Genomic DNA, 23,977 nt, shown 5'->3' on the forward strand with positions numbered 1-23,977 from the left:
CGAGCCTCAGTCGGCCAGCGCACGCGTGACGATTTCGCGGGTATCGGGCGAGAGTTCCGGCTTGGCGGCCACCTGCTCGATGGCGGCGCGCGCCAGCGTGCGGTAGGGCTCGGCCAGCGCGCGCCAGCGGTCCAGCGCCCGCGCCAGGCGCGAGGCCAGCTGCGGGTTGAAGCCGTCGATCTCGCGCACCTTCTCGGCCCAGAAGGCGTAGGCGCTGCCGTCGGCACGGTGGAAGGCGCCGGGGTTGAGCGCGGTCATCGTCATCAGCAGGCTGCGTGCGCGGTTGGGATTGCGCAGCGAGTAGTCCGGATGCTTCGCCAGCGTGCGGATCCGCGCGAAGACCTCGCCGTCGTGCTCGGGCGCGGCGGCCTGCAGCGCGAACCACTTGTCGATCACCAGCGCCTCGCCGCGGAACATCGCGTGGAAGCGCTCGAGCGCGCCGGCGGCCAGCGGCGAGCGGCCGTGCACCAGCGCGGCCAGCGCGCCGAGGCGGTCGGTCATGTTGCCGGCGTCCTTGAAGCGCTGCAGCGCGCGGCCCGGCCAGACCGTGTCCCCGCGGGCGACCGCGTCGAGCACCAGGTTGGCCAGCGCCAGATTGGCCAGTGCGCGGCGTCCGCACGACACCGGGTCGGGCCGGTAGCCGCCGGTGCTGGCGTGCGCGTCCCACAGCGCCGCCCAGTCCTCGTGCAGCTCGCGGGCGAGCTGCGCGCGCATCGCCTCGCGCGCGGCGTGGATCGCCTGCGGATCGACCGGCTCGCCGGCCTCGGCCAGGCGCTCGGCCAGATAGCCCTCGCTGGGCAGCGTCAGCACCAGCTCCTTGAAGGCGCAGTCGAGCGCGGCGTCACGCAGCACCGCGCGCATCGCGTCGAGGTAGGCGGCATCGAGCACCAGCGGCGCGCCGGCGCGCACCGCGCCGAGCAGGCGGGCCACCGCCAGGCGCTGGCCGGCCTCCCAGCGGTTGAAGGCGTCGGTGTCGTGGCCGAGCAGCGTGAACAGCTCGGCTTCGCTGGCCTCCCATTCCAGGATGACCGGCGCCGAGAAGCCGCGCAGCAGCGAGGCCACCGGCGCGGCGTCCAGCGCGTCGAAGGTCCAGGACTGCTGCGCCGAGTCCAGCACCAGCACCCGCTCCGAGCCGGCCACCGGCGTGCCGTCGGCCTGCAGCAGGCCCATGGCCACCGGGATCACGAAGGGCCACTTGTCGGTCTGGCCCGGCGTGGCGGGCGTGTGCTGCGACAGCGTCAGCGTCCAGCTGCGCGTCTCGGCGTCGAAGCGGCCGGCGGCCTTCAGGCGCGGCGTGCCGGCCTGGGCGTACCAGCGCTTGAAGGCGTCCAGCCGGGTGGCCAGCGCGCTGTCGGGATTGGCGTCGGCGATGGCCTGCGCGAAGTCGTCGCAGGTCACGGCCTGGCCGTCATGGCGCGCGAAATACAGATCCATGCCGCGGCGGAAGCCCTCGCGGCCGACCAGCGTGGCCATCATGCGCACCACCTCGGCGCCCTTGTCGTAGACGGTGGCGGTGTAGAAGTTGTCGATCGCCTGGTAGCTGTCCGGGCGCACCGGGTGGGCCATCGGGCCGGCGTCCTCGGGAAACTGCGTCTGGCGCAGGCCGCGCACGTCCTCGATGCGCTTGACCGCGCGCGCCGAGGGGCTGCCGGCCATGTCCTGGCTGAACTCCTGGTCGCGGTAGACGGTCAGGCCTTCCTTCAGGCTGAGCTGGAACCAGTCGCGGCAGGTGATGCGGTTGCCGGTCCAGTTGTGGAAGTACTCGTGGCCGACCACGCTCTCGACATTGCCGAAGTCGATGTCGGTGGCGGTGGCGGGGCTGGCCAGCACGAACTTCGTGTTGAAGATGTTCAGGCCCTTGTTCTCCATCGCGCCCATGTTGAAGTCGCTGACCGCGACGATCATGAAGCGCTCGAGATCGAGCTTCAGGCCGAAGCGCACCTCGTCCCAGGCGATCGACGCGATCAGCGAGTTCATCGCGTGCTCGGTCTTGTCCAGGTCCCCGGCGCGCACGTAGACCTGGAGCAGGTGGTCCTGGCCGGAGCGGGTGCGGATCTTCTGCTCGCGGCAGACCAGATCGGCCGCCACCAGCGCGAACAGGTAGCTGGGCTTGGGGTGCGGGTCGTGCCAGACCGCGAAGTGGCGGCCCTTGTCGAGCGTGCCCGACTCCACCAGATTGCCGTTGGACAGCAGCATCGGGAAGCGCTTCGCGTCGGCCTTGAGCGTGACGCGGAACACCGCCATCACGTCCGGGCGGTCGGGAAAATAGGTGATGCGGCGAAAGCCCTGGGCCTCGCACTGGGTGAAGAAGCCGCCGCCCGAGGTGTAGAGACCGCTGAGCTGGGTGTTCTTCTCCGGCGCGCAGGTGTTGCGGATCTCGAGCTGGAAGGGCTCGGCCGGCAGCTTGTCGAGCACCAGCTGGCCTTCCTCGAAGTGGAAGGACACGCTCTCGCCGTTGACCAGCACGCGGGTGAGCGTGATGTCCTCGCCGTCCAGGCGCAGCGGCTGGCCGGGGCGGTCGGCATTGGGCTCGACCTGCATGCGGCTGATGACCAGGGTCTTGGCCGGCTCCAGGTCGAAGCTCAGGTCGACCGTGCGGATCCAGTGGCTCGGCGCGACGTAGTCCTCGCGTCGGGTCAGGGTGTCAGTACCTTCACGCATGGCTTGTCTCGGGGTCCAGGCTGTTGGGCAGGCTGTGGGGCAGGCTGTGGGGCAGGGAATAGTCGGAGAAGTCCGCGATCGTCGCGACGACGTTCGGGAATCCGGCGAAGGCGTCGGCCGGCAGCGTGGTCGTCAGCGCGACCGCGGCCATGCCGCCGCGCCGCGCCGCCTCGATGCCGAGCGGCGCGTCCTCGAAGACCAGGCAGCGCGCGGGCTCCACGCCCAGGCGGCGGGCGGCCTCCAGGAAGATGTCGGGGTGCGGCTTGCCGCGCAGGCCGTCGGCCGGGCTGGTGATGGTGTCGACCTGTTCACCCAGACCGAAGCGCTCGCAGGCCAGCGCGATGTTGGCTGGCGGCGCGGCGGTGCAGATCGCCAGCTTCAGGCCGCGCTCGCGCGCCTGCGCCAGCACCGCGCGGGTGCCGGCGATCAGCTCGAGCTCGCGCACCGCGATCTCGCGGTAGATCGCCTCCTTGCGATCGGCCAGGCGCTCCAGCTCCGCCTCGTCGCGCGCCGGGAACAGGTCGCGCAGGATCTCGAGGTTGGTGCGCCCGGCGGTGGCGGCGAAGAAGCCGGCGTCGTCGAAGGGCAGGCCGAGCTCGGCATGCCAGACCGCCCAGGAGCGGTCGTGCAGCGGCATGCTGTCGATCAGGGTGCCGTCCATGTCGAACAGCAGTGCGGCCAAGGGTGAATTCATGTTGCCTCAGGGAGGTCGAGCAAGCGCAGCACGGCCTGCTCGAAGCGTTGGAAAGAGGATGAGCGCTGCCGCAGGCGATCCAGGTCGAGCTGGTGGACCAGTTTCACCTGGTGCACGGTTTCCTTGTAGGCCAAGCCTTTGGGGCGGGCCTTGGAAATCCATTCCTTTGCGCCGCGCACGACTTCCGCGTCAGCGGGCCACGCGGTTTTTGCGGGGATGTCTGGAAATACTTGGCAGGTGGATTCGTGATCGCACAGAAACAGCGACTCGAATTCCTTGACCATCAGTGCAAATTCAACAGGCTGGCGTTTGTAGGTATTACGAGCACGTTGCTGCAAATCGGCCAGATCGTCCTCGACGGCATGACACTGGTCGCAGTCGTAGTCCATGACCCACAGGATGGGAGCTTCGTGCTTGAGCGCAGCCCCGAGATAGGCGTCGAAATGGCGCCGCACGGCGGGCAACTCGCCGCGTTTGTGGGCGGGCAGCAGTTGCAGGTCGTAGATGCCGCGTGCCTCGGCGATGCGGCGCACGAGAGCTGGCACGGCCGTGGTGTCGCCGTCGCCTTCGACGATGGGCAGGATGCGTTTCATGCGGCTGGCTTCTGCGCCGGTTCGGGCTGCAGTCCTTCGGCGCGCATGAAATCTTCGGCGGTCATCAAGTGTTCGTCGATGGCGGCGCGTTGTGGGGTGCAGATCGGAGCGATGCGGGTGTGACCGTTCTCGATCGTGGCAACGCGGATTTCGTCAGGCTTGAAGTAATGCACCAGATCCGGGCTGTGCGTCGTCAGGATGATCTGCGTCTGCTCGGAGACTTCGCGCATGGCATCGACCAGAACACCCAGCGCGCCCGGATAGACGGTGTGCTCGGGCTCCTCGATCACCAGCAGTGTCGGGGCGGGCAATTGGTAGATCGCCAGCAGCAGGCCAAAGATGCGCAGGGTGCCGTCGGAGAGCTGCAGCGGGTCGAATTCGACGGATTTGCCTCCATCGTCGAAGAGAAAATGCGGAACAAGATAGTTGCCGACAGTGCGAACTTTGATGTCCCTGAAGCCAGGAATAATGCTGCGCATTGTCTCAGATATGTTGTTCAGTGCTACTTTGCCAGCCTTGGTTTTTTTGAGTTCGCGTGCGACCGACGCCCAGTTGGAGCCGTCTTCCATGAGGCGGTTCGGGCGATATGAAAAAGATGGCTGCCGCAAAGTATTTGGAAAAATACTTGAGAATTGCCAGCTTTTCACCAAATCTGAGCAATCAAATGGATTTGAGCCCCAGACCGGCCTTGGAGGTATGTATTCGGTCTGTAAGCTGAAATCTTCGCCGTCAGTTGATGGCAAAGTTGACGTAATTTTGGTTTCTTGAATTGAATCCGGTGTGGATACGTCAATGTTTACGCTTATTTGCGTTCTGTCTTTTACACCGATGCCACGCTGTCTAACTCGTTGCAGGCCACCGCGCAGCACAATAGGTGATTGCCATACCGTGCTGCCATCTGTGTTCACTTGGGCGTATCTTTCCTCAAGATTGCAGAATTGAGCTAAAAATCGCAGCGTATCGACGAAGTTGCTCTTGCCCACCGCATTCGGCCCCACGATGACCGTGATCGGCTGCGTGAACTCGACCCGGACATCGTCCAGGCTCTTGTAATGCCGGATGTGGGCGGAGCGGAGAAACATCGTCGATTCCTGCGCGGCGGTTGTCAGCTCAGAGACCCTGCTTCAGGCTCGCCTCGATGAAGGCGTCGAGATCGCCGTCGAGGACCTTCTGCGTCGCGGAGATTTCCACGTTGGTGCGCAGGTCCTTGATGCGGCTGTTGTCCAGCACGTAGGAGCGGATCTGGTGGCCCCAGCCGACATCGGTCTTGGTGTCCTCCAGCTTCTGCTGCTCGGCCAGACGCTTCTTCATCTCGAAGTCGTACAGGCGCGAGCGCAGGCGCTTCCACGCCACGTCGCGGTTGCTGTGCTGGCTGCGGCCGTCCTGGCACTGCACGACGATGCCGGTCGGGATGTGCGTCAGGCGCACCGCCGAGTCGGTCTTGTTGATGTGCTGGCCGCCCGCGCCGGAGGCGCGGAAGGTGTCGGTGCGCACGTCGGACGGGTTGATCTCGATCTCGATCGAGTCGTCGATCTCCGGATAGACGAACAGCGACGCGAACGAGGTGTGGCGCCCGCCCGAGGAGTCGAACGGCGACTTGCGCACCAGGCGGTGCACGCCGGTCTCGGTGCGCAGGTGGCCGAAGGCGTAGTCGCCCTCGACCTTGATGGTCGCGCTCTTGATGCCGGCGGTGTCGCCCTCGGTCACGTCCTCGACCGTGGCGGTGAAGCCCTTGCGCTCGCAGTACTTCAGGTACTGGCGCAGCAGCATCGAGGCCCAGTCGCAGGCCTCGGTGCCGCCGGCGCCGGCCTGGATGTCGACGAAGCAGTTCATCGGATCGGCCGGGTTCGAGAACATGCGGCGGAACTCGAGCCGCTCGATGGTCTCGCGCAGCGCGGCGGTCTCGGCCTCGATGGTGGCGAGGGAGTCGATGTCGTTCTCCTCCTTCGTCATCTCGTAGAGCTCGGTGTTGTCGGCCAGCTGGGTCGTCAGGTGGTCGATGGTCTCGACGACGGTCTCCAGCGAGCGCTTTTCCTTGCCGAGTTCCTGCGCGCGCTTCGGGTCGTTCCAGACCTCGGGGTTCTCCAGCGCGGCGTTGACCTCGGCCAGCTTCAGGGCTTTCTGGTCGTAGTCAAAGATACCCCCTTAGCGCGGTGGTGCGCTCGCTGAGGTCGGCCAGGGTGGCGCCGATGGCGTTGATTTGTTCGATGTCCATGATCTTCTCGTCCAGTGACAGAGGGCGATTTTGGCATGGCGGGGAGATGCGGGCGGGTGGCGCCGGCCTCAGCGCCGCGCGGCGTGGCGCAGCAGCAGCGCATGGGCCGACTGTTCGGCCTTCAGGCTGTCCTGCACCCGGGCGCGCTGCGCCGGATCGCGCAGCGAGGCGGCGATGCGTTCGGCCACCGCCAGATGGCGCTGCATCAGCCCGAGCCGGGCCGCGAGCTGCTCGCGCACCGGCGCGCTGTCGGGCTGCGGCGGCCGGGCGAGCTGGCTGCGCAGCAGCTGCTGCACATCGACCGGCGCAAAGCCGGACTCGGCCACCTGATGCATGAACAGCCGGCCGGGATCGGGATCCTGCCGGGGGGCCGGCTGCGGACCTGGGCGAAGCAGCTCCAGCGAGGCGCGGATCAGCCCGGCCACCAGCAGGCGGTGCTCGCGCAGCGAGGCGAGCGTGGCATGGCGGCGCAGCTCCTCGGCGCTGCGCAGCTGCTCCTGCTCGAGCTGCTCCGACTCGAGCGTCTGGCGCTGCAGATGGCGCTCGATCTCGCGCCGGTTGACCTCGAGCTGGCGCCGGACGCTCTGCAGCTCGCGCAGCTCGCGGTCGGCCTGCTGGCGCAGCGTGTCGAGCTGGCGCTGCTCGTCGTCGAGCAGGCGGCGGGTCTGCTCGATCTGGCGCTGCAGCCGCTCCAGCTCCTGGCGTTGCCGTGCCCGCGCCTGCGTGTCGGTCTCGATGCTCTCGCAGCGTCGTGCCAGCGCGGTGCAGATCGTGGCTGCGTCCGTGGTGTTGTCCGGCGCGGCCTGCCGTGGCGGAGCCGGCGGGCCGGCGGCCGGCGGCGGCAGTGCCTCCAGCAGATCGCCTGACGCCGGCAGGACTGCGGGCGTGGGGTCCGCCGTGACCGGGCTGGAGGGCGCAGGCTCGGCTCGGACCGGCCGGGGCAGGCTGCCCAGGACAAGCGACAGCAGCAGGAGCAGCACAGGCAGCACAGGCAGCACAGGCAGCACAGGCAGCAGCAGGATCCGGGCCGGAGGCGACGACAGGAGGCGGGGCATGGCGGGCGCATTCTCGGTTCTGCTCATTTCCGGTCCGCATGCTGTCGCGGTCGTTCACCATGGTTTCATTTTTGCAACCTTGGTTTCCCTGTCCCCCGATGGAGGGATCCGGGCGATCAGGTACCGCGAACAGCATGCCCTGCATCGGTGGTGGTGTGATGAAGTTGGCATGGCGGCGGACATTCGTCGCAGATCTGCAGGAGGCTCCCATGGCAGATGACGCAGCAGACAGGGCAGCAGACAGGGCGGCGCACCGGCGCGGACGGCGTCTCGGCCTGCGCTCAGGGCTGGCGCTGCTGGGCGGCTGGTTCGGCGTGGTCTGGAAGGTGCTGGCGGTGCCGCCCTCGCTGACGGATCCGGAGCCGCGGCCCGGCGAGCGCTTCGGCGTCACGCTGGCGCGCATGGCGCCGCCGGACATCGACCCGGCCGGCCATCTGGTCAGCGAGAAGTACGACGGCGTGCGTGCGGTCTGGGATGGCCGCGCGCTGCGCACCCGTCACGGCCAGATCATCCAGGCGCCACCGGCCTTCCTGGCGCGGCTGCCGGCGCAGGTGCCGCTCGATGGCGAGCTCTGGCTCGGGCGCGGGCACGGGCGCTTCGATGCGGTCTCGGCGCTGGTGCGCCGGCGCCGTCCGGTCGAGGCCGACTGGGCGCAGGTGGTCTACCTGATCTTCGAGCTGCCGCGTGGCGGCGGCCGCTTCGACGAGCGTGTCGCGCGCCTGGTCGAGATCGTCGCGCAGCAGGACTGGCCGCAGCTGGTGGCCGTCGAGCAGCGGCGCATCGAGAGCCGCGAGGCACTGCGGGCCTGGCTCGACGAGGTGGTCGCCGCCGGTGGCGAGGGCCTGATGCTGCACCGTGCCGACGCGCCCTTTGTCGCCGGGCGCACCGACTGGCTGCTCAAGCTCAAGCCGGTGCAGGAGGACGAGGCGGTGGTCATCGGCCACACCCCGGGCGAGGGCCGGCTGTCGGGCCTGATGGGCGCGCTGCAGGTGCGCAATGCCGACGGCACCGTCTTCCTGATCGGCACCGGCTTCAGCGATGCGCAGCGCGCCGCGCCGCCGCCGGTGGGCAGCCGCATCGTCTACAGCTGCCGCGGCCAGACCCGCCACGGCCTGCCGCGCTTTCCCAGCTTCCTGCGCATCGGCGGGGAGCCGTGAGTGCGCACCCGGCGGGGCTGGCGGCCGGATCGGTTAAGGTGCCGGGCATGGCCGACGCAGACTTCACCTTCCTCTGGCACGACTACGAGACCTTCGGGCGCGATCCCCGCCGTGATCGTCCCGCGCAGTTCGCCGCGATCCGCACCGACGCCGAGCTGCGCGAGATCGGGGCGCCGGTCATGCACTTCTGCCAGCCCGCGCCGGACTACCTGCCGGACCCGGAAAGCTGCCTGCTGACCGGCATCCTGCCGCAGCAGGCGCTGGCGCAAGGCCTGCCCGAGCACGCCTTCGCCGCCGCGATCGAGGCCGAGATGGCCCGGCCCGGCACCGTCTCGCTGGGCTACAACACGCTGCGCTTCGACGACGAGTTCACCCGCCACCTGTTCTGGCGCAACCTGATCGACCCCTATGCGCGCGAGTGGCAGAACGGCTGCGGCCGCTGGGATCTGGTCGACGTGGTGCGCTGCGCCTGGGCGCTGCGGCCGGAAGGCATGAACTGGCCGCGCCATCCGGACGGGCGGCCGTCCTTCCGGCTGGAAGACCTGAGCGTGGCCAACGGCATCGTGCATGAAGACGCGCATGACGCGCTGTCGGACGTGCGCGCCACCATCGGCCTGGCGCGGGCGCTGCGCCAGGCGCAGCCGCGGCTGTTCGACTTCTGCCTGGGCCTGCGCAGGAAGGAGGCGGTGCAGGCCGAGATCACCCGCGCGCAGTCGCAGGGGCGGCCGCTGCTGCATGTCTCGGGCATGTACGGCGTCGAGCGCGGCGGGCTGGCACTGGTCTGGCCGCTGGCCACCCACCCGACCAACCGCAACGAGCTGATCGTCTGGGATCTCTCGCACGACCCCTCCGAGCTGCTGGGGCTGGACGCCGAGACGCTGCGCCTGCGCCTGTTCACCCGCGCCGACGCGCTGCCCGAGGGCGTGACCCGGCTGCCGGTCAAGACCATCCACATCAACAAGTGCCCGATCGTCATCTCCAACCTGAAGACGCTGACGCCTGAGCGCGCCGCGCACTGGGGGCTGGACCTGGACGCCTGCGCGCGCCATGCCGAGATCGCCGCGACGCAGGTGCGCACGCTCGGCGGCATCTGGGCCGAGGTCTTCGCGCGGCCCGAGGCGGAAGGCCTGCCCGACGCCGACGCCAGCCTCTACAGCGGCTTCCTGGACCACGAGGACCGGCGCCGGCTCGCGCGGCTGCGCGGCCTGAGCGAGGCGCAGTGGGCGGCCAGCGCGGGCCGCGCCCCGGCCTTCGACGACGAGCGGCTGGACGAGGTGGTCTGGCGCTACCGCGCCCGCAACTTCCCCGCCACGCTGACCGACGAGGAGCGCGCACGCTGGCAGGCGCACTGCGCCGCGCGGCTGATCGAGGGCCAGGCCGGCGCGATGACGCTGCAGCGCTTCCAGGAGCGCATCGACGCGCTGGCGGCCGAGCGCGAGGACGACGAGGCCGCGATGGATCTGCTCGGCGCGCTGGTCGACTACGGCGAGCAGATCGCGCCGGATCTGGGCTGAGGGCGGGCGGCCCGCGGCCCCGGTCGGGCTCTGGCCTTCAGCGCTGGCTGCGCGCCTTCTTCTTGTCGAACTCGGAGAGCTGCGCCTTCAGCAGCATCATCAGCGTGCGCGCGTCGGCCTCGCTCATGCTCAGCATGTGCGAGGACTCCTGGCCCTCGGGCGTGTTGCGGGGAACCAGCAGGGCGTCGAACTTGACATTGACCAGGCCGTGCGTGCTCGCGGCGGCCTTGTAGCGCTGGACTTCGAGGGTATAGGTCTTGATTGCCATGCGCCGATCGTAGCTGCTGCGCGCGCGCAGGCCCGCCGCGGTGGTGGCACACTCCCGCGCCTGCTCACCGCGCCCGCCAGAAAAAGGAGTCTCGACATGGCCATCCAGTGGTTCCCCGGTCACATGCACCTGACGCGTCAGGCCATCCTCGCGCGTGTGAAGGACGGCATCGACGTGGTGATCGAGCTGCTCGATGCGCGTGCGCCCGGCTCCAGCGCCAATCCGCTGATCGCCAGCCTGACCCAGGACCGGGCGACGCTGAAGGTGCTCAACAAGCAGGATCTGGCCGATCCGGCGCGCACCGAGGCCTGGCTGGCGCACTACAACAGCCAGCCCGGCACCCGCGCGATCGGGCTGGACGCCAGCGTCACCGCGCCGGCGCAGCGCCTGATCACCGCCTGCCGCGAACTCAAGCCCAACCGCACCGGCCTGGACAAGCCGATGCGGGTGCTGATCTGCGGCATCCCGAACGTCGGCAAGTCGACGCTGATCAACACGCTGACCGGCAAGCGCGCCGCCAAGACCGGCGACGAGCCGGGCATCACCAAGACCGAGCAGCGCATCGCGCTGGCCAAGGACTTCTATCTGTTCGACACGCCCGGCATGCTGTGGCCGAAGATCCTGGTCGAGCAATGCGGCTTCCACCTGGCCGCCACCGGCGCGGTCGGCCGCAACGCGATCGAGGAAGAGGTGGTCGCCGAGGTGCTGATCGGCCGGCTGCGCCGCGACTATCCCGGCGCGCTCGAGGCGCGCTACAAGCTGCAGGCGGCCGACACCGCGGCGATGAACGACGCCGAGATGCTGATCGCCATCGGCAGGAAGCGCGGCGCGGTGCTCTCGGGCGGGCGCATCAATCTGCAGAAGGCCGCCGAGATCGTGCTGCATGAATTCCGCGCCGGCCTGCTCGGGCGCATCACGCTGGAGCTGCCCGAGGAGCACCTGGCGCTGACGGCGGCCGCCGAGCAGGCCGAGGCCGCGCTGCAGGCCGAGCGGCTGGAGAAGAAGCGCAACCGCCGCGGCCGCTCCTCGCGCGATGCGCAGCCCGACGGCGACACCTCCGGCGAGAGCGAAGGCGACAGCGACAGCGAAGGCGGCGGCGGCGGCGAGGCCTGATGTGCCCCGGCGCGCGGGCCGGGGCGGCTGGCGCTCAGCAGCTCGAGCTGCCGCAGCCGCTGTTCTCGGTCACCGGCTCGCCGTTCTCGGCGGTGGCGCCGCCGCGCGGCGGGTTGGTCATCACGCCGCTCTTGACGTCGTAGCCGACGTCCTCCATCGAGCCCGCCAGTCCCGCATCGGCGGCCTGGGCGTGGTTCTCGAACCAGGTCATCAGCTCGGGCAGCAGCCGGCCGATCAGGTCGCTCTGGCCTTCGGCATGCTGGCGGCGCACCTCGCGCATCACCGCCAGCACCTGGCCGTGCTGCGAGCTGTGGCAGTTGTCGGCGCTGAAGCCCAGGTCCTTCATCCAGCGGTCTTCCTGCGCGAAGTGCTCGACGGTGTGCTCGAGCATCGCGTCATAGCGCGCCAGCAGCGCGTCCTGCGGGCCCGCGAGCGCGGCCTGCACCTGCGCGAGGTGGTCGACGAACTCGCGGTGCGTCGCATCCATCTCGGGGTGGTGGTTGAGGAGCTGATCGTTCCAGGCGATCGCGGCGGTGATCTCGGACATGGTGGCGGCTTCCTGGCGGGAAGGGGCGGGACGCGAAGCAGGGGACACGGGCGGCACAGCCGTGCAGACCGTCCACCCTAGCAGGCGAGCGGTCCGGCGCGCTTGATGCCGGGCAAGCGGGCGAGGATAACCGGTGCAGCCCGCCGTCATCCCGGCACGCTGGATTCGTGCCGTTTGGCAGTGCTACCATGGCCACATGGCCAACCTCCTGATCGACACCCGCAACGCCGTGCGCCAGGGCCTGCCGTACTCGGTCTTCGAGTCGGTCGCCACGCAGCTCGACATGGCGCCGCAGCAGATCACCCAGGTGCTCGGCATTCCGCTGCGCACGCTGGCCCGCCGCAAGACCGAGCACCGCTTCACGCCGCAGGAGTCCGACCGGCTCTACCGACTGTCGCGCACGATCGAGCAGGCCACCGAGGTGCTCGGTTCGGCCGAGAAGGCGCGTCGCTGGCTGAAGTCGCCCAACCGGGCGCTCGGCGGCGAGGTGCCGTTCGACCTGCTCGACACCGACATCGGCGCGCACCAGGTCGCGGAGGTGCTGGTGCGCCTCGATCACGGCATCTTCAGCTGACCCGGGGCGGGCGTTGAAGGTCTGGCGCCTGTGCCGTCAGCCGTTTGCCGCGACGGCGCTGGAAGGGATCGGCGGGCTCCACGCCAGCGGGCGCTGGCACCGGCGGGGGCGGCCGATCGTCTATGCGGCCAGCTCGGCGGCGCTGGCTGCGCTGGAGGTGCTGGTGCATGTCGATCCGCTCGACGCGCCCGACGATCTGCGTCTGCTGACGATCGAGCTGCCGGACGACATCGGCATCGAGCGGGTCGAGGTGGCCGACCTGCCGGCCCGCTGGATCCAGGTGCCGGCGCCCGACGAGCTGGCCGCGCTCGGCACCGACTGGCTGATGTCGCGGCGCAGCGTGGCGCTGAGCGTGCCGTCGGCGGTGATTCCGATCGAGCGCAATCTGCTGCTCAATCCGCGTCATCCCGGCATCGAGCGCGTGCGTGTCGTCGACGACACGCCGTTCACCTTCGACCCGCGGCTGCTTCAGGGGTAGAGCCCGCGCTCCTGGCGCGCCATCAGGATGCGCTCGCAGGCCACCGCGAAGGTGGCGGTGCGCAGCGTGATCTTGTGGCGGTCGGCGGTGTCCCAGATGCGGCGCAGCGCATCCACCATGATCTTGTCCAGGCGCAGGTTGATCTCGTCCTCGGTCCAGAAGAAGGACGAGAAGTCCTGCACCCACTCGAAGTAGGACACCGTGACACCGCCGGCGTTGCAGATCACGTCGGGCACGACCAGGATGCCGCGCTCGGCCAGCGCATCGTCGGCGTCCGGATGGGTCGGGCCGTTGGCACCCTCCAGCACCAGACGCGCCTTCAGGCGGTTGGCGCGCGCCAGCGTGATCTGGCCTTCCAGCGCGGCCGGGATCAGGATGTCGCAGTCGGTGTCCCAGAAGGCCTCGTCGTCGATGCGCTCGGCTTGCGTGAAGGCGCCCGCGCCGCCGTCGCGGCGCACCACCTCCATCAGCGTGCCCATGTCCATGCCGGCCGGATTGGCGATCGTGCCGGTGTGGTCCTGCACCGCGACGATCTTCGCGCCGGCGCCGACGAACATCTCGGCCGCGGCCGAGCCGACATTGCCGAAGCCCTGCACCGCCACCCGCGCGCCGTCCAGGTTCAGATGGATGCGCCGCGCGGCTTCGCGGCCGGTGACGAACACGCCGCGGCCGGTCGCCTTGACCCGACCGAGCGAGCCGCCCAGATGCACCGGCTTGCCGGTGACCACGCCGGTGGCGGTGGCGCCGACGTTCATCGAGTAGGTGTCCATCATCCAGGCCATGACCTGCGGGTTCGTGCCCACGTCCGGCGCCGGGATGTCTTGCTGCGGGCCGATGACCAGGCCGATCTCGCTGGTGTAGCGCCGGGTCAGGCGCTCGAGTTCCTTGTGCGAGAGCTGGCGCGGATCGACCCGGATGCCGCCCTTGGCGCCGCCGTAGGGCAGGTTGACCGCGGCGTTCTTCACCGTCATCCAGGCCGAGAGCGCCATCACCTCTTCCAGCGTCACCGCCGGGTGGTAGCGCACGCCACCCTTGCCGGGGCCGCGGCTGAGGTTGTGCTGCACGCGGTAGCCCTCGAAGTGGCGCACCGTGCCGTCGTCCATCTCGATCGGCACGTCGACGATCAGCGCGCGCTTGGGCCGCTTGAGCGTCTCGCCCCAGCGTGCCAGCGGGCCGAGGTAGGGCAGCACCCGGTCGACCTGGGACAGGTAGGTGCCCCAGGCGCTGTGCGGGTCGGGCGTGATGAAGGAAAGCGTGTCGTGCATGAAAAGCCTCGTTGTGGCGAGTTCGATGAAGATCGAGCCGTTTTTGAGCCTGTTGGGCTCGTGCGGCACGTCATCGGCGTCACTGTAGACAAGGAGGCGATCCGGTTTCCGTCGACTCCATGCAAGATGTGCATGGATTCCTCGCCTGGCTGACGAGGTGCTGACATGCACCGTGCGGGTGCATCCATTCGGGGCAACCATGAGGCGGCCCGGTACGAACTCACAGCATGCGCGGAATCTGCGACGAGTGGTGGTGCAGGATCGGCTGCGGGCGGGCGAGGTCGACGACGTAGCTGAAGCGCGCCTCGAAGTTCAGCAGCTCGCCGTCGACCATGAAGCGCCAGTTGTAGATGCCGCCCAGCGTGAAGAGCCGGCCGGGCAGTTCCTGCACCAGAAGCGTCTTCTCGTGCAGCGCGATGCTGAGTTCCTCGCGGCTGCCGAGCTTCTCGAAATAGTCGCGCAGCTTCTCGGGCGTGTTCAGCAGCCGGTTCGAGAAGGTCGGGATCAGCACGGCCTGCGGGTCGTAGAGGTCGAGCAGCGTCTTGACATCGCCGTGGTTGACGGCCTGCATCCAGCGGTCGAGCACGCCGCGGGGGGTGTTCATCGGGGTCTGGGTAGAAGAAGTCATGGCCGCGATGCTAGAAGCGCCTTGACTTCAGGAAAAATCGATTCTTGTGCGGCACAACATAGACTTGACTCTATGAACACCACCTTCCGCCAGCTCCGTCTCTTTCTCGCGCTGGCCGAGCAGGGCAGCGTCAGCGCCGCGGCGCGCGCGCTGCATGTGACGCAGCCGACCGCGTCGATGCAGCTGCGCGAGATCCAGGAGGCGGCCGGGCTGCCGCTCTACACGCTGGTCGGCCGGCGGGTGCAGCTGACCGAGGCCGGCGAGGCGCTGGCCGCCACCGCCCGGCGCATGCTCGACGACTGGATCGACTGGGAGCAGCAGCTCGCGGCGTGGAAGGGGCTGGCCAGCGGGCGGCTGCGGGTGGCGGTGGTGAGCACCGCGAAGTATTTCGTGCCGCGCCTGCTGGGCAGCTTCTGCGCGCAGTACCCGGACATCGACATCCGGCTGGAGGTGCTCAACCGCGACGGCGTGGTGCAGCGCCTGCGCGAGCAGCGCGACGATCTGGCGATCATGTCGATGCCGCCCACTGATCTGGCGCTGGACGACGCGGTCTTCCTGCCCAACCCGCTGGTGCTGATCGCGCCGGGCGATCACCCGCTGGCGCAGGCCGAGGCGCTGACGCTCGACGACCTGGCCGGCGAGCGCTTCATCCTGCGCGAGCGCGGCTCAGGCACCCGCATGGCCGCCGACGCGCATTTCCGCGCCGCCGGTTTCCGGCCCCAGCTGCGCCTGGAGCTGGGCAGCAACGAGGCGATCAAGGAAGCGGTGGCCGGCGGCCTGGGCCTGTCGGTGCTCTCGGCCCACACGCTGCACGGGCGTGCACGCGAGCATGGCGTGCAGGTGCTGCCCGTGGCCGGCTTCCCGCTGGTCGGGCACTGGCATGTGGTCCACCGCCAGGGCCGCGCGCTCAGCCCGGTGGCGCGGGTGTTCCGCGAGCATCTGCTGGGTCAGGCGGGGCGGGTGGCGGCGGAGGTGGCTGCCGGAGTGTGAAATAAGTCCTTAGGCGAAAAAATCGGCAATCGCTATGCTGGCACGCTGTCACAACGACGGCGTAAACGTCAAATCCTGCTGCAGGGTTTGGGGGGCGATTTTTACGGGAGTGAAAACATGCAGACGATTGAAACAGTCCTTGTGCGACAAGGGCTTGTGCGCGGCACAGGTGTAGGGGAAAGTCTGCAAGTGGCTGTTACGGCAACAAGAACTGCTGTCTAAATTGAGTTAGAAATTTCAGAGAGAGACTAGCAATGGGATACGAATCACTGACGGACGAAAAAATCAGCTCGATTCTTGCTTCAAACAAGCGTGTGACCAATCCTCAATCAAAAGAGGTCGATAAAGGCAGCCACACGCAAAGAAACTATAAAGTCGCCAGCCCCGACGGACAAGAATACACCCTGTATGTTCGTCAAAGTAAATTGGTTGACGATGACTTTTCGTGTGGGCTGCTGTGGCATATGCCAAGCGGCGAGGCGATAACGTTAGTCCGATATAACGGATCCAGTCATTACCATCCAAACCACCTCGAAGAGACTGAGCTTGGTTTTGCATGTCATATCCATAGAGCAACCGAGCGGTATATCAAGGCGGGGAAAAAGCCTGAGGGTTATGCCGAGGAAACCACGCGATACAGCACCGTAAACGGGGCATTGCATTGTTTGACAACAGACTGTAAAATAAGTGGCCTAAAAACAGAAGAAGATCATCCGGATTTATTCAAATGACCGTCAACACACTTGAGCTGCAAAAGTCGCTATGCGCTTTGATGTGCGCTGACGTCAAGCTCGTCAAAAAAGGTGGCCGGCTTATGATTCGGACACCATTTTCGTTCCCGGATGGCGATCCATACATCATTTATTTGTCAGAGCTATCAAGCGGCTCTGTCAAGCTATCTGATGCCGGGCATACGATGATGCACTTGAGCTACGAAAATGACATAGACAAGTTTAGGCAGGGCACAAGAGGAAAGATTTTCGATCAAGTTCTAACTCAACATGGGATTTTTGAATCCAATGGAGAGTTGTATGTTGAAACCATGCCTGGAAAAATTGGGGCAGCCATTTTCAAATTTGGCCAAGCGATCAATAGCATCACTGATCTCACGTTTCTAAACAGAACCAGAACAGAGTCAACGTTTTACGAGGACTTGGCGGAAATAATTTCCGGAATAGTTGACGACGAACAGGTAACTCGGGACTACATCTACCCAGGCATGGAAAATGCCGCCGACTACCCCATCGACTTTAAGATTGATGGAAAAGCGGACCCGTTGTTTATCTTTGGCATCCCAAGCAAAGATAAAGCTCGGCTTGCAACAATTGTCATTGAGCGGTTGCTCCGGGCGCGAGCAGCTTTCGACTCAGTGTTGATTTTCTCCGATCAAAGTCAAATTCCCAGACCTGACTTAGCCAGACTGTCGAATGCAGGGGGCGAAATGATCGCATCCCTAGATGCTCAAGATGACATCCGGCGGAAAATTGGTCGGCGTGTCAATTCCTAACTGTCGGTTCAACGCGGACGCCAACACTGGCCATGCCTTCGGCATTTTCATGGCCAGTGTTGGTGCCCTCCGCGCTTCGCGCTCCGGCGCCGGTTAACCTGGACTACAAAGGCATCCCCGCGAAGTCAACAAAACCTCTCAGGGCGGGTCTTCCAGAAACTCTCCTGAGCATCGTTCAAACAATCTAGACAAAGCACACGAAACCAGCTACTGACAGGGAGAACAGGGTGCGGACTGCAAAACTACAACCGGTCTTTGTTGCGGCTATCTACTTGCAGGGGCGTTTACGGTGTACCGTCACCTAATCCACACCACCGGTCGCAGGCTGGCAGGCAGATACAACGGATGACCGGGGTGTCCGTCCTTCGTCAGCCGCAGGTAGTGCAGGGCGGGAAGCATGGCGCGCACCACGTTGTGCCGGCCGCGGTGGGTGCCGTGAACGCCCCAGGCCGCGACCACCATGCCGGCCTCGGCGGCCAGCTTCTGAAGATAGGCGTCGTTTTCCGGCCCGACCGGGTCGTCTTGCGCCAGCATGTCGGCCGGCTGCGTGGCGCGGTAGGCAAAGAGGTTGGCCATGCACAGCGCGCCATGACCCCAGGATCGTGCGAACGCGACGCAGCGCCGGATGGTGGGGTCGTCGTCGGTCTCGTCAGCGGTGCTCGGGTTCAGGCCGATGAACATCGCGGGTGGCCCTTCGCCCCAGCGGCGCCAGAGCGCGTAGCGGTAGCGTCTGCAGGGGCTCAGGAGCGCGTCGCACTGCATCGCTTCGTGCCGCCGAACAGCCCCCTCGAATCTCACCGCCCGAACTCATCCCCCAGCTCACGCGCGCGGCTCTGCGCCGCCAGCATCGCGTCGACAAAGCTCGTCTTGACCTCGCGCGCATCCAGCGTGGTCAGCGCGGCATAGGTCGTGCCGCCCTTGGAGGTGACGCGCTCGCGCAGCACCGCCGGCGTCTCGTCGGAGCGGCGCGCCAGCTCGGTGGCACCGCCGAATGTGGCCAGCGCGAGCTGCTTGCCCTGCTCGGCCGACAGGCCCATGCGCTCGGCGGCGGCCATCATCGATTCGATGAAATAGAAGACATAGGCCGGGCCGGAGCCCGACAACGCCGTCACCGCGTCCAGATCGCTTTCCTGCGCGACCCACAGCACCGCGCCGGTGGGCGCAAGCATCGCCTCGACCTGGGCGCGCTCGGCCGCGCTCACCGCCGGGCGGGCGTACAGGCCCGAGATGCCCTGGCCGATCAGCGCCGGCGTGTTGGGCATCGAGCGCACCACGCGGTCCGAGCCGGTGGCCTGGGCGATGGCGTCGCTGCGGATGCCGGCCATCACCGACAGGTGCAGCGCGCCGGCCACGAAGGGCGCGCACGGCGCGGCCGCGTCCCGGAAGCTCTGCGGCTTGACCGCCCAGACCACCGCGTCGGCCTCGGACAGCGTGGCGTCGGCCGCGGCCAGCGTGCGCACGCCGAAGTCGCGCTCCAGCCGGGCGCGCTGCTCGGCGTTCGGGTCGAGCACGATCAGGTTGGCGCCGGGCGTGCCGCTGCGCACCAGACCGCCGAGGATGGCGGTGGCCATGTTGCCGCCGCCGATGAAGGCGAGGGTGGGGGAGGTGGAGGTGGGGGCGTCGTGTGTCATGGCGGGGAAGTGTATGTCCGAGGGGCGGGCGAGTCTGTGGCGCCGAGCGTCCTCAGGGCGCACGCCGCCATGGGGTCATTCATATCGCTGGCCGAGGCGGGTGCCGGGCAGGGCCTGGCCCACACGCCCGAGCAGATCGAGGCGCGTCGCCGCGGGCGCCCCGCCGGCACCACGCAGGCCGTCACCAAGGAGCCGGTGAAGCTGCGCCTGGACGCCGATGTGCTGGCCGCGCTGCGCGCCAGCGGCGACGGCTGGCAGACGCGCATCAACGACATGCTGCGCGCCTCGCTGCATCTGGCCGGGCGCATCTGACCCGACCAGGACCACAGCGCCCGGCGGGGACGGGGCAGTCTATGGCTGGAGCGTCTCGACCTCGAACCCGACGACATTGCGCGCCGCCCGGCTGAACTCGATGCCGATCAGGTGAAGGGTCTGGCCTTGGCTGCGGTACTTGTCGGCGTAGCCCCGGGCATGGATCTGCGCGAGTGCGCTGCCGTCGGGCTGGTCGTCGACCACCTTGAACTCGAAGAGGAAGATCTGGCTGGCGAAGCTCAGCGTCAGGTCGATGCGGCCGTGGTTGGTGGCATCTTCCACGCGCAGGTCCAGGCCGAGCGCGGCGAGGTGGCTGTAGAACACGCTGGCGTAGTGGCCCTCGAAGCCGGCCAGCGGTTTCTTGCGGTACCAGTCGCTGGGAATGCTGGCGAACAGGGCGTGCAGCAGCGGCTGCAGCGCGCCGGGCTCGCCGCGTCGCAATGCCTCGATCACCTCCTCCTGCGCCACCGCGGCTGCCTCGCCCGGCACCCCGTAGGCGGGCAGCAGTGCTTCGTTGAGGCTGCTCTCGACCTCGCGGTTCGGATAGCCCAGCGTGTACATCCACTTGCCCAGCACCGGCTGGCGCACGTCATGGATCGTCAGGTAGCCGGTCTGGAACAGCAGCGCCTCGGTGGCGATGTGGTCGACATCGAAGCTCGACAGCAGCGTCATGCTGCTGTGCAGGCGTGCCAGGTCGGGCGTGAAGAAGCGGCGTGCGCTGAGCAGCTGCACCAGGAAGGTGGGCGTGCCGGTCTCGAACCAGTAGGCGCGGAACAGCCGATTGCGCAGCAGCAGCAGCACGTCGAAGGGGTTGTAGACGCTGGCGCCGGCCCAGTTGTAGCCGTTGTACCAGTGGCGGATTTCCTCGCGGTCGAGTCCGGGCAGCTCGGGCGCGAACACAGTGTCCAGGTCGTGGTCGGTGTAGCCGCACAGGGCGCTGTACTGTGCATCGAGCGTGATGTCGGTCAGGTTGTTCAGTCCGGAGAACAGGCTGACCTTGCTGAACTTGGACACGCCGGCGAGGAAGACGAATTTCAGGTGCGCGTCGGCATCCTTGAGCACGGCGTAGAAGTTGCGCAGGCCGTCGCGCATCTCGCGGGCGACGGCCGGGTCGTCGAGGTTGTCCAGGATCGGCTTGTCGTACTCGTCGACCAGCACGACGACGCCCGCGCCGTGCTGTCGGCGGGCCTGCTGGATCAGGCCGGCGAAGTCGTCGGAGGTGTCTTCGGGGTCGATGTCGTCCGGGCGCGGCAGGCCCAGGGCGGCGCGGTTGTCGCGCAGGTGGCTGCGGATGCGCCGCTCCAGCTCGCGGCGGCCGTGCAGCACGCCGTTGCCGAAGCTGATGCGGATGACCGGGTGGCGCTTCGACCAGTCCCAGCGGGTCTCGGCGGCCAGGCCGGTGAACAGCGGGCGGTTGCCTTCGAACAGCTCCTTGAAGGTGTCGACCAGCAGGCTCTTGCCGAAGCGGCGCGGGCGGCTGAGGAAGAAGTGCTTGCCGGACGCGATCAGGTCGATCGCCATCCCCGTCTTGTCCACGTAGTAATGACCGCCCTCGCGGATCTCGCGCAGGTTCTGGATGCCGATGGGCAGGCGGCGGCGTGGGGCGGTGGGGGTGTCCATGGGGGCAGTGTAGGGGGGCGTGATGGTGGCCATCACGGCCGGCTGCACTCACTCCCCCGCGAGCAGCGCCGCATTGCCCCCCGCCGCCGCGGTGTTCACCGTCAGCGTCTGCTCGCCGCAGAAGCGGTAGAGGTAGTGCGGGCCGCCCGCCTTCGGGCCGGTGCCCGACAGGCCTTCGCCGCCGAAGGGCTGCACGCCCACCACCGCGCCGATCATGTTGCGGTTGACATAGACGTTGCCGACGCGCGCACGCTCGGCGATGCGGTGGGCGCGATCGTCGATGCGGGTGTGGATGCCCAGCGTCAGCCCGTAGCCCAGCGCGTTGACCTGATCGACCACCGCGTCCACCGGGCCGCTCCAGCGCACGATGTGCAGCACCGGGCCGAAGATCTCCTGCTTCATCTCCTGGACCGACTTCAGCTCGAAGGCCACCGGCGCGATGTGGGTCGCGTTGAAGCGCGCGTCCATCGCGGTGCGGGCGACCCGGCGCGCCTCGCGCTCCAGCCGCGCGACCTGCGCCGACAGGCCGGCATGCGCCTCGGCATCGATCACCGGGCCGACGTCGACCGACCAGCCGCTGGCCGCGTCGGCCGGGTCGCCGCAGACCAGCTCGGCCATCGCGCCGGCGATCATCTCGGTGACCTTGTCGGCCACGCCCTCGTGCACCAGCAGCAGCCGCAGCGCCGAGCAGCGCTGGCCGGCCGAGCGGAAGGCGCTCTGCACCACCGCGTCCACCACCTGCTCGGGCAGCGCGCTGGAGTCGACGATCATCGCGTTCAGGCCGCCGGTCTCGGCGATCAGCGGCACGATCGGGCCGTCGCCCATCGCGAGCTGGCGCTGGATGATCTTGGCGACCTGGGTCGAGCCGGTGAAGCACACGCCGGCGCAGCGCGGATGCGCCACCAGCGCCGCGCCCACCGTCTCGCCGGGGCCGCAGACCAGGCGGATCGCGTCCGCCGGCAGGCCGGCCTCGATCAGCAGCTCGACGCAGCGGCGCGCGCTGCGCGGGGTCTGCTCGGCCGGCTTGGCCGCGACCGTGTTGCCCGCCACCAGCGCCGCCACCACCTGGCCGGCGAAGATCGCCAGCGGGAAGTTCCACGGGCTGATGCAGACGAAGACGCCGCGGCCGTGCAGGCGCAGCTCGTTCTTCTCGCCGGTCGGGCCGGGCAGGGCCTGCGGGGCCAGGCGGGCTTCGGCCTGCTCGGCGTAGTAGCGGCAGAAGTCGATGGCCTCGCGCACCTCGGCCACGCCGTCGCCGAAGGTCTTGCGGCCTTCCTGCGCCAGCAGCGCCACCAGCTCGGTCATCTGGCGCTCCATCAGGTCGGCGGCGCGGCGCAGCACGGCGCAGCGCTCGCCCAGGGGCACCGCGTTCCAGCCGGGCTGGGCGCGGTGCAGCGCGTCCATCGCCAGCGCGGCCGAGGCGGCGCTGTCGTCGGTCGGCGCTGCGGGCATCGGCACCGCCAGGCGGGCCAGCAGCGGCAGGCGCTCGCGCTCGACCCCCGGATCGACGCCCAGCGCGTTGACACGCGACTCGCCATAGAGCCGGCGCGGCAGCGGCAGCGTCGAGGGGGCGGCGGCGCGCAACGGCGAGGCCAGCAGCGCCGGGATCGACACCGCCTCGTCGGCCAGCTGGTGCACGAAGGAGGAATTGGCGCCGTTCTCCAGCAGCCGGCGCACCAGATAGGCCAGCAGGTCGCGGTGCTCGCCCACCGGCGCGTAGATGCGCAGCGGCGGCGCGTCCGCGCGCTTGAGCACCTCGCGGTGGATGCCTTCGCCCATGCCGTGCAGGCGCTGCAGCTCGAAGCCCGGATCGGCGCCGACGCGCCCGGCCGCACGCGCCATCTCCAGGATCGCGGCGATGGTGCCGGCGTTGTGGGTGGCGAACTGCGGGTAGATCTCGGCGGCAGCCAGCAGGCGCTGCGCGCAGGCCAGATAGCTCAGGTCGGTGTGGCGCTTGTCGGTCCAGACCGGATAGCCCGACAGGCCCATTTCCTGCGCGCGCTTGATCTCGCCGTCCCAGTAGGCGCCCTTGACCAGGCGCACCATCAGCCGCAGGCCGTGGCGGCGCGCGATCTCGATGACCGCCTCGACCATTTCCGGCGCGCGGGTCTGGTAGGCCTGCACCGCCAGGCCCAGGCCGCGCCAGGTGGGAAAGCGCTGCGCCACATGCGCCGCGGTGGCGTCGAGCACCGCCAGCGACAGCTCCAGCCGCTCGGTCTCCTCGGCGTCGATGGTGAGATTCAGGTTGGCGCTGGCCGCGGCGTCCACCAGCGCAAGCAGGCGCGGCATCATCCGGCGCTGCACGGTGGCGAACTGGGCCGCCTCATAGCGCGGGTCGATCGCCGAGAGCTTGATCGAGATGCCGTCGCCGTCCTCCGGGCGGCTGGCGCGGCCCCGCGCGGCGATCGCGCGGATCGCGTCGGCATACGACCCGGCGTAGCGCTGCGCGTCCGCGTCGGTGCGTGCGCCTTCGCCCAGCATGTCGAAGCTGTGGCGCAGCAGGCGGTGCTCGCGGTGGTTGGCCGCGGCGCGGTCCAGCGCCTCGCCGATGTTCTGGCCGAGCACGAACTGGCGGCCCAGCAGCTGGATCGCGCGCACCGTGGCCGCCACCACCGTCTTGGCGCCCAGGCGCTGCAGCAGGCCGGCGCGCTGGCCGATGGCCTCGTCGCCGGGCAGCATCTTCTTCGACAGCTCGATGGCCTGCGCCGCCAGGTGGCTCATCAGCGCGTGGTCCTGACCGTCGTGGGTGTGCGCTGCGAAGTCGGCGCGGCCGAGCTGGTCGGCGGTCAGCGCCAGCGCGGTCTCGGTGTCGGGCACGCGCAGCAGCGCCTCGGCCAGGCGCATCAGCGCCAGACCTTCGGCGCTGGAGATCGGGTATTCGCGCAGCAGCGATTCCATCGCCCAGAACGGCGCCGGGTGCCGGCGCACCGCGTCCACCCACGGCGTGCCCAGCGCGATCACCGCCGCCCAGTCGAGCCGGCCGTTCAGTTCGGCCAGCAGCCGCGCGACCTGCTGCGACTCGTCGCGCACCGGCGCCGGCAGGCGGTCGGAGAAGGTGGCGGCCAGCGCGGCCGGGGCGGGGAGGTCGGTCAGGGCGTTCATGGCGGCGGTCTCGGCGGCGTTGGAAAGGTCTCCAGCGTATTCGCCACGATGTC

Annotated in this window: 23 protein-coding genes; 9 read left to right on the forward strand and 14 right to left on the reverse strand. The window is 68.4% G+C overall.

The annotated features are described in order from the left end of the window. Nucleotides 1–6 precede the first annotated feature (6 nt). From pepN to NFT33_RS10930, 6 genes are all read right to left on the reverse strand, one after another. A complete protein-coding gene (gene pepN, locus NFT33_RS10905) occupies nt 7–2,661 on the reverse strand; it encodes an aminopeptidase N (RefSeq protein ID WP_251675256.1) in 2,655 nt (884 codons plus the stop codon). Then, the gene (locus NFT33_RS10910) at nt 2,654–3,355 is read right to left on the reverse strand and encodes an HAD family hydrolase (protein WP_251675258.1); all 702 of its coding nucleotides are present in this window, start codon (nt 3,353–3,355) and stop codon (nt 2,654–2,656) included. The genes pepN and NFT33_RS10910 overlap by 8 nt, the downstream gene beginning before the upstream one ends. Continuing rightward, nucleotides 3,352–3,948 carry a DUF4276 family protein gene (locus NFT33_RS10915; protein WP_220786960.1) on the reverse strand — a complete coding sequence of 199 codons (597 nt, stop codon included), beginning with the start codon at nt 3,946–3,948 and terminating at the stop codon, nt 3,352–3,354. Before NFT33_RS10915 ends, NFT33_RS10910 begins: the two co-directional genes overlap by 4 nt. Then, nucleotides 3,945–5,030 carry an AAA family ATPase gene (locus NFT33_RS10920; RefSeq protein ID WP_251675260.1) on the reverse strand — a complete coding sequence of 362 codons (1,086 nt, stop codon included), beginning with the start codon at nt 5,028–5,030 and terminating at the stop codon, nt 3,945–3,947. Before NFT33_RS10920 ends, NFT33_RS10915 begins: the two co-directional genes overlap by 4 nt. A gap of 28 nt (nt 5,031–5,058) precedes the next feature. Continuing rightward, nucleotides 5,059–6,163, reverse strand: a protein-coding gene (gene prfB, locus NFT33_RS10925) for a peptide chain release factor 2 (protein ID WP_251675262.1) whose coding sequence is annotated in 2 segments (ribosomal slippage) — nt 5,059–6,081 and nt 6,083–6,163 — 1,104 coding nt in all. Because the reading frame shifts where the segments join, the coding sequence is not laid out codon by codon here. A gap of 68 nt (nt 6,164–6,231) precedes the next feature. Continuing rightward, complete coding sequence (locus NFT33_RS10930) at nt 6,232–7,218, reverse strand: coiled-coil domain-containing protein (protein WP_251675264.1); 987 nt, start codon at nt 7,216–7,218, stop codon at nt 6,232–6,234. Between the two features lie 209 nt (nt 7,219–7,427). Here NFT33_RS10930 and NFT33_RS10935 point away from each other — a divergent pair, with 209 nt between their 5' ends. Together NFT33_RS10935 and sbcB are read left to right on the forward strand one after the other, a co-directional pair. Next, on the forward strand, nt 7,428–8,375 hold the full coding sequence (locus NFT33_RS10935; protein WP_251675266.1) for a DNA ligase: 948 nt from the start codon (nt 7,428–7,430) through the stop codon (nt 8,373–8,375). 47 nt (nt 8,376–8,422) lie between these two features. Continuing rightward, nucleotides 8,423–9,889: an exodeoxyribonuclease I gene (gene sbcB, locus NFT33_RS10940; protein WP_251675268.1), complete on the forward strand. Its 1,467-nt coding sequence runs from the start codon at nt 8,423–8,425 to the stop codon at nt 9,887–9,889. 37 nt (nt 9,890–9,926) lie between these two features. Here sbcB and NFT33_RS10945 read toward each other — a convergent pair whose 3' ends face one another. Next, nucleotides 9,927–10,157 (reverse strand): hypothetical protein, encoded by a 231-nt coding sequence (locus tag NFT33_RS10945; RefSeq protein WP_251675270.1) that lies wholly within the window; start codon nt 10,155–10,157, stop codon nt 9,927–9,929. A gap of 96 nt (nt 10,158–10,253) precedes the next feature. On the opposite strand from NFT33_RS10945, the gene ylqF reads away from it, so the two are divergent. Next, nucleotides 10,254–11,270 (forward strand): ribosome biogenesis GTPase YlqF, encoded by a 1,017-nt coding sequence (gene ylqF, locus NFT33_RS10950; protein WP_220786966.1) that lies wholly within the window; start codon nt 10,254–10,256, stop codon nt 11,268–11,270. A 34-nt stretch (nt 11,271–11,304) separates the two neighbouring features. Here ylqF and NFT33_RS10955 read toward each other — a convergent pair whose 3' ends face one another. After that, nucleotides 11,305–11,817, reverse strand: coding sequence for a hemerythrin domain-containing protein (locus NFT33_RS10955; protein WP_251675272.1), 513 nt, complete (start codon nt 11,815–11,817; stop codon nt 11,305–11,307). Nucleotides 11,818–12,013: 196 nt separating this feature from the next. Here NFT33_RS10955 and parS point away from each other — a divergent pair, with 196 nt between their 5' ends. Together parS and NFT33_RS10965 are read left to right on the forward strand one after the other, a co-directional pair. After that, nucleotides 12,014–12,391 (forward strand): type II RES/Xre toxin-antitoxin system antitoxin, encoded by a 378-nt coding sequence (gene parS / locus NFT33_RS10960; RefSeq protein WP_149504101.1) that lies wholly within the window; start codon nt 12,014–12,016, stop codon nt 12,389–12,391. A 13-nt stretch (nt 12,392–12,404) separates the two neighbouring features. After that, on the forward strand, nt 12,405–12,869 hold the full coding sequence (locus NFT33_RS10965) for an RES family NAD+ phosphorylase (RefSeq protein ID WP_149504100.1): 465 nt from the start codon (nt 12,405–12,407) through the stop codon (nt 12,867–12,869). Here NFT33_RS10965 and NFT33_RS10970 read toward each other — a convergent pair. Together NFT33_RS10970 and NFT33_RS10975 are read right to left on the reverse strand one after the other, a co-directional pair. Continuing rightward, entirely contained in the window at nt 12,860–14,134 is a 1,275-nt protein-coding gene (locus NFT33_RS10970) for a Glu/Leu/Phe/Val family dehydrogenase (RefSeq protein ID WP_251675274.1), read from the reverse strand. The genes NFT33_RS10965 and NFT33_RS10970 overlap by 10 nt on opposite strands. Before the next feature lie 220 nt (nt 14,135–14,354). Next, a complete protein-coding gene (locus tag NFT33_RS10975) occupies nt 14,355–14,738 on the reverse strand; it encodes a nuclear transport factor 2 family protein (protein WP_251675276.1) in 384 nt (127 codons plus the stop codon). A gap of 96 nt (nt 14,739–14,834) precedes the next feature. Here NFT33_RS10975 and NFT33_RS10980 point away from each other — a divergent pair, with 96 nt between their 5' ends. The 3 genes from NFT33_RS10980 (at nt 14,835) to NFT33_RS10990 (ending at nt 17,259) form a co-directional block, all read left to right on the forward strand. After that, nucleotides 14,835–15,752, forward strand: a complete 918-nt coding sequence (locus NFT33_RS10980; protein WP_251675278.1) for a LysR family transcriptional regulator — start codon at nt 14,835–14,837, stop codon at nt 15,750–15,752. Nucleotides 15,753–16,006: 254 nt separating this feature from the next. Further along, nucleotides 16,007–16,483: a hypothetical protein gene (locus tag NFT33_RS10985; protein ID WP_251675280.1), complete on the forward strand. Its 477-nt coding sequence runs from the start codon at nt 16,007–16,009 to the stop codon at nt 16,481–16,483. Then, nucleotides 16,480–17,259 (forward strand): DUF1828 domain-containing protein, encoded by a 780-nt coding sequence (locus NFT33_RS10990; RefSeq protein ID WP_251675282.1) that lies wholly within the window; start codon nt 16,480–16,482, stop codon nt 17,257–17,259. Before NFT33_RS10985 ends, NFT33_RS10990 begins: the two co-directional genes overlap by 4 nt. 297 nt (nt 17,260–17,556) lie before the next feature. Here the strand turns inward: NFT33_RS10990 and NFT33_RS10995 are convergent, their stop codons facing one another. Continuing rightward, complete coding sequence (locus NFT33_RS10995) at nt 17,557–18,021, reverse strand: DUF1643 domain-containing protein (protein ID WP_259373334.1); 465 nt, start codon at nt 18,019–18,021, stop codon at nt 17,557–17,559. A gap of 32 nt (nt 18,022–18,053) precedes the next feature. After that, nucleotides 18,054–18,890 carry a pyrroline-5-carboxylate reductase gene (proC, locus tag NFT33_RS11000; RefSeq protein ID WP_251675286.1) on the reverse strand — a complete coding sequence of 279 codons (837 nt, stop codon included), beginning with the start codon at nt 18,888–18,890 and terminating at the stop codon, nt 18,054–18,056. 69 nt (nt 18,891–18,959) lie between these two features. Here proC and NFT33_RS11005 point away from each other — a divergent pair, with 69 nt between their 5' ends. Next, entirely contained in the window at nt 18,960–19,202 is a 243-nt protein-coding gene (locus NFT33_RS11005; RefSeq protein WP_251675288.1) for a BrnA antitoxin family protein, read from the forward strand. 39 nt (nt 19,203–19,241) lie between these two features. On the opposite strand, the gene NFT33_RS11010 is transcribed toward NFT33_RS11005, so the two are convergent. After that, complete coding sequence (locus NFT33_RS11010; protein WP_251675291.1) at nt 19,242–20,822, reverse strand: ATP-binding protein; 1,581 nt, start codon at nt 20,820–20,822, stop codon at nt 19,242–19,244. Nucleotides 20,823–20,870: 48 nt separating this feature from the next. After that, nucleotides 20,871–23,924, reverse strand: a complete 3,054-nt coding sequence (locus tag NFT33_RS11015) for an L-glutamate gamma-semialdehyde dehydrogenase (RefSeq protein WP_251675293.1) — start codon at nt 23,922–23,924, stop codon at nt 20,871–20,873. Nucleotides 23,925–23,977: the final 53 nt, after the last annotated feature.

This window comes from Sphaerotilus sp. FB-3, from assembly GCF_023706025.1.
Classification (GTDB): domain Bacteria; phylum Pseudomonadota; class Gammaproteobacteria; order Burkholderiales; family Burkholderiaceae_C; genus Sphaerotilus; species Sphaerotilus sulfidivorans.

Bases quoted from the DNA above. Each gene is read 5' to 3' on its own strand.
- sbcB (WP_251675268.1), top strand. From the start codon at position 8,423: ATGGCCGACGCAGACTTCACCTTCCTCTGGCACGACTACGAGACCTTC.
- NFT33_RS10995 (WP_259373334.1), bottom strand. From the start codon at position 18,021: ATGCAGTGCGACGCGCTCCTGAGCCCCTGCAGACGCTACCGCTACGCG.
- NFT33_RS10915 (WP_220786960.1), bottom strand. From the start codon at position 3,948: ATGAAACGCATCCTGCCCATCGTCGAAGGCGACGGCGACACCACGGCC.
- parS (WP_149504101.1), top strand. From the start codon at position 12,014: ATGGCCAACCTCCTGATCGACACCCGCAACGCCGTGCGCCAGGGCCTG.
- NFT33_RS10945 (WP_251675270.1), bottom strand. From the start codon at position 10,157: ATGGCAATCAAGACCTATACCCTCGAAGTCCAGCGCTACAAGGCCGCC.
- NFT33_RS10920 (WP_251675260.1), bottom strand. From the start codon at position 5,030: ATGTTTCTCCGCTCCGCCCACATCCGGCATTACAAGAGCCTGGACGAT.
- NFT33_RS10985 (WP_251675280.1), top strand. From the start codon at position 16,007: ATGGGATACGAATCACTGACGGACGAAAAAATCAGCTCGATTCTTGCT.
- NFT33_RS10930 (WP_251675264.1), bottom strand. From the start codon at position 7,218: ATGCCCCGCCTCCTGTCGTCGCCTCCGGCCCGGATCCTGCTGCTGCCT.
- NFT33_RS10990 (WP_251675282.1), top strand. From the start codon at position 16,480: ATGACCGTCAACACACTTGAGCTGCAAAAGTCGCTATGCGCTTTGATG.
- NFT33_RS10955 (WP_251675272.1), bottom strand. From the start codon at position 11,817: ATGTCCGAGATCACCGCCGCGATCGCCTGGAACGATCAGCTCCTCAAC.
- NFT33_RS11010 (WP_251675291.1), bottom strand. From the start codon at position 20,822: ATGGACACCCCCACCGCCCCACGCCGCCGCCTGCCCATCGGCATCCAG.
- ylqF (WP_220786966.1), top strand. From the start codon at position 10,254: ATGGCCATCCAGTGGTTCCCCGGTCACATGCACCTGACGCGTCAGGCC.
- NFT33_RS10910 (WP_251675258.1), bottom strand. From the start codon at position 3,355: ATGAATTCACCCTTGGCCGCACTGCTGTTCGACATGGACGGCACCCTG.
- NFT33_RS10975 (WP_251675276.1), bottom strand. From the start codon at position 14,738: ATGAACACCCCCCGCGGCGTGCTCGACCGCTGGATGCAGGCCGTCAAC.
- NFT33_RS11015 (WP_251675293.1), bottom strand. From the start codon at position 23,924: ATGAACGCCCTGACCGACCTCCCCGCCCCGGCCGCGCTGGCCGCCACC.
- NFT33_RS10980 (WP_251675278.1), top strand. From the start codon at position 14,835: ATGAACACCACCTTCCGCCAGCTCCGTCTCTTTCTCGCGCTGGCCGAG.
- NFT33_RS10970 (WP_251675274.1), bottom strand. From the start codon at position 14,134: ATGCACGACACGCTTTCCTTCATCACGCCCGACCCGCACAGCGCCTGG.
- pepN (WP_251675256.1), bottom strand. From the start codon at position 2,661: ATGCGTGAAGGTACTGACACCCTGACCCGACGCGAGGACTACGTCGCG.
- proC (WP_251675286.1), bottom strand. From the start codon at position 18,890: ATGACACACGACGCCCCCACCTCCACCTCCCCCACCCTCGCCTTCATC.
- NFT33_RS10935 (WP_251675266.1), top strand. From the start codon at position 7,428: ATGGCAGATGACGCAGCAGACAGGGCAGCAGACAGGGCGGCGCACCGG.
- NFT33_RS11005 (WP_251675288.1), top strand. From the start codon at position 18,960: ATGGGGTCATTCATATCGCTGGCCGAGGCGGGTGCCGGGCAGGGCCTG.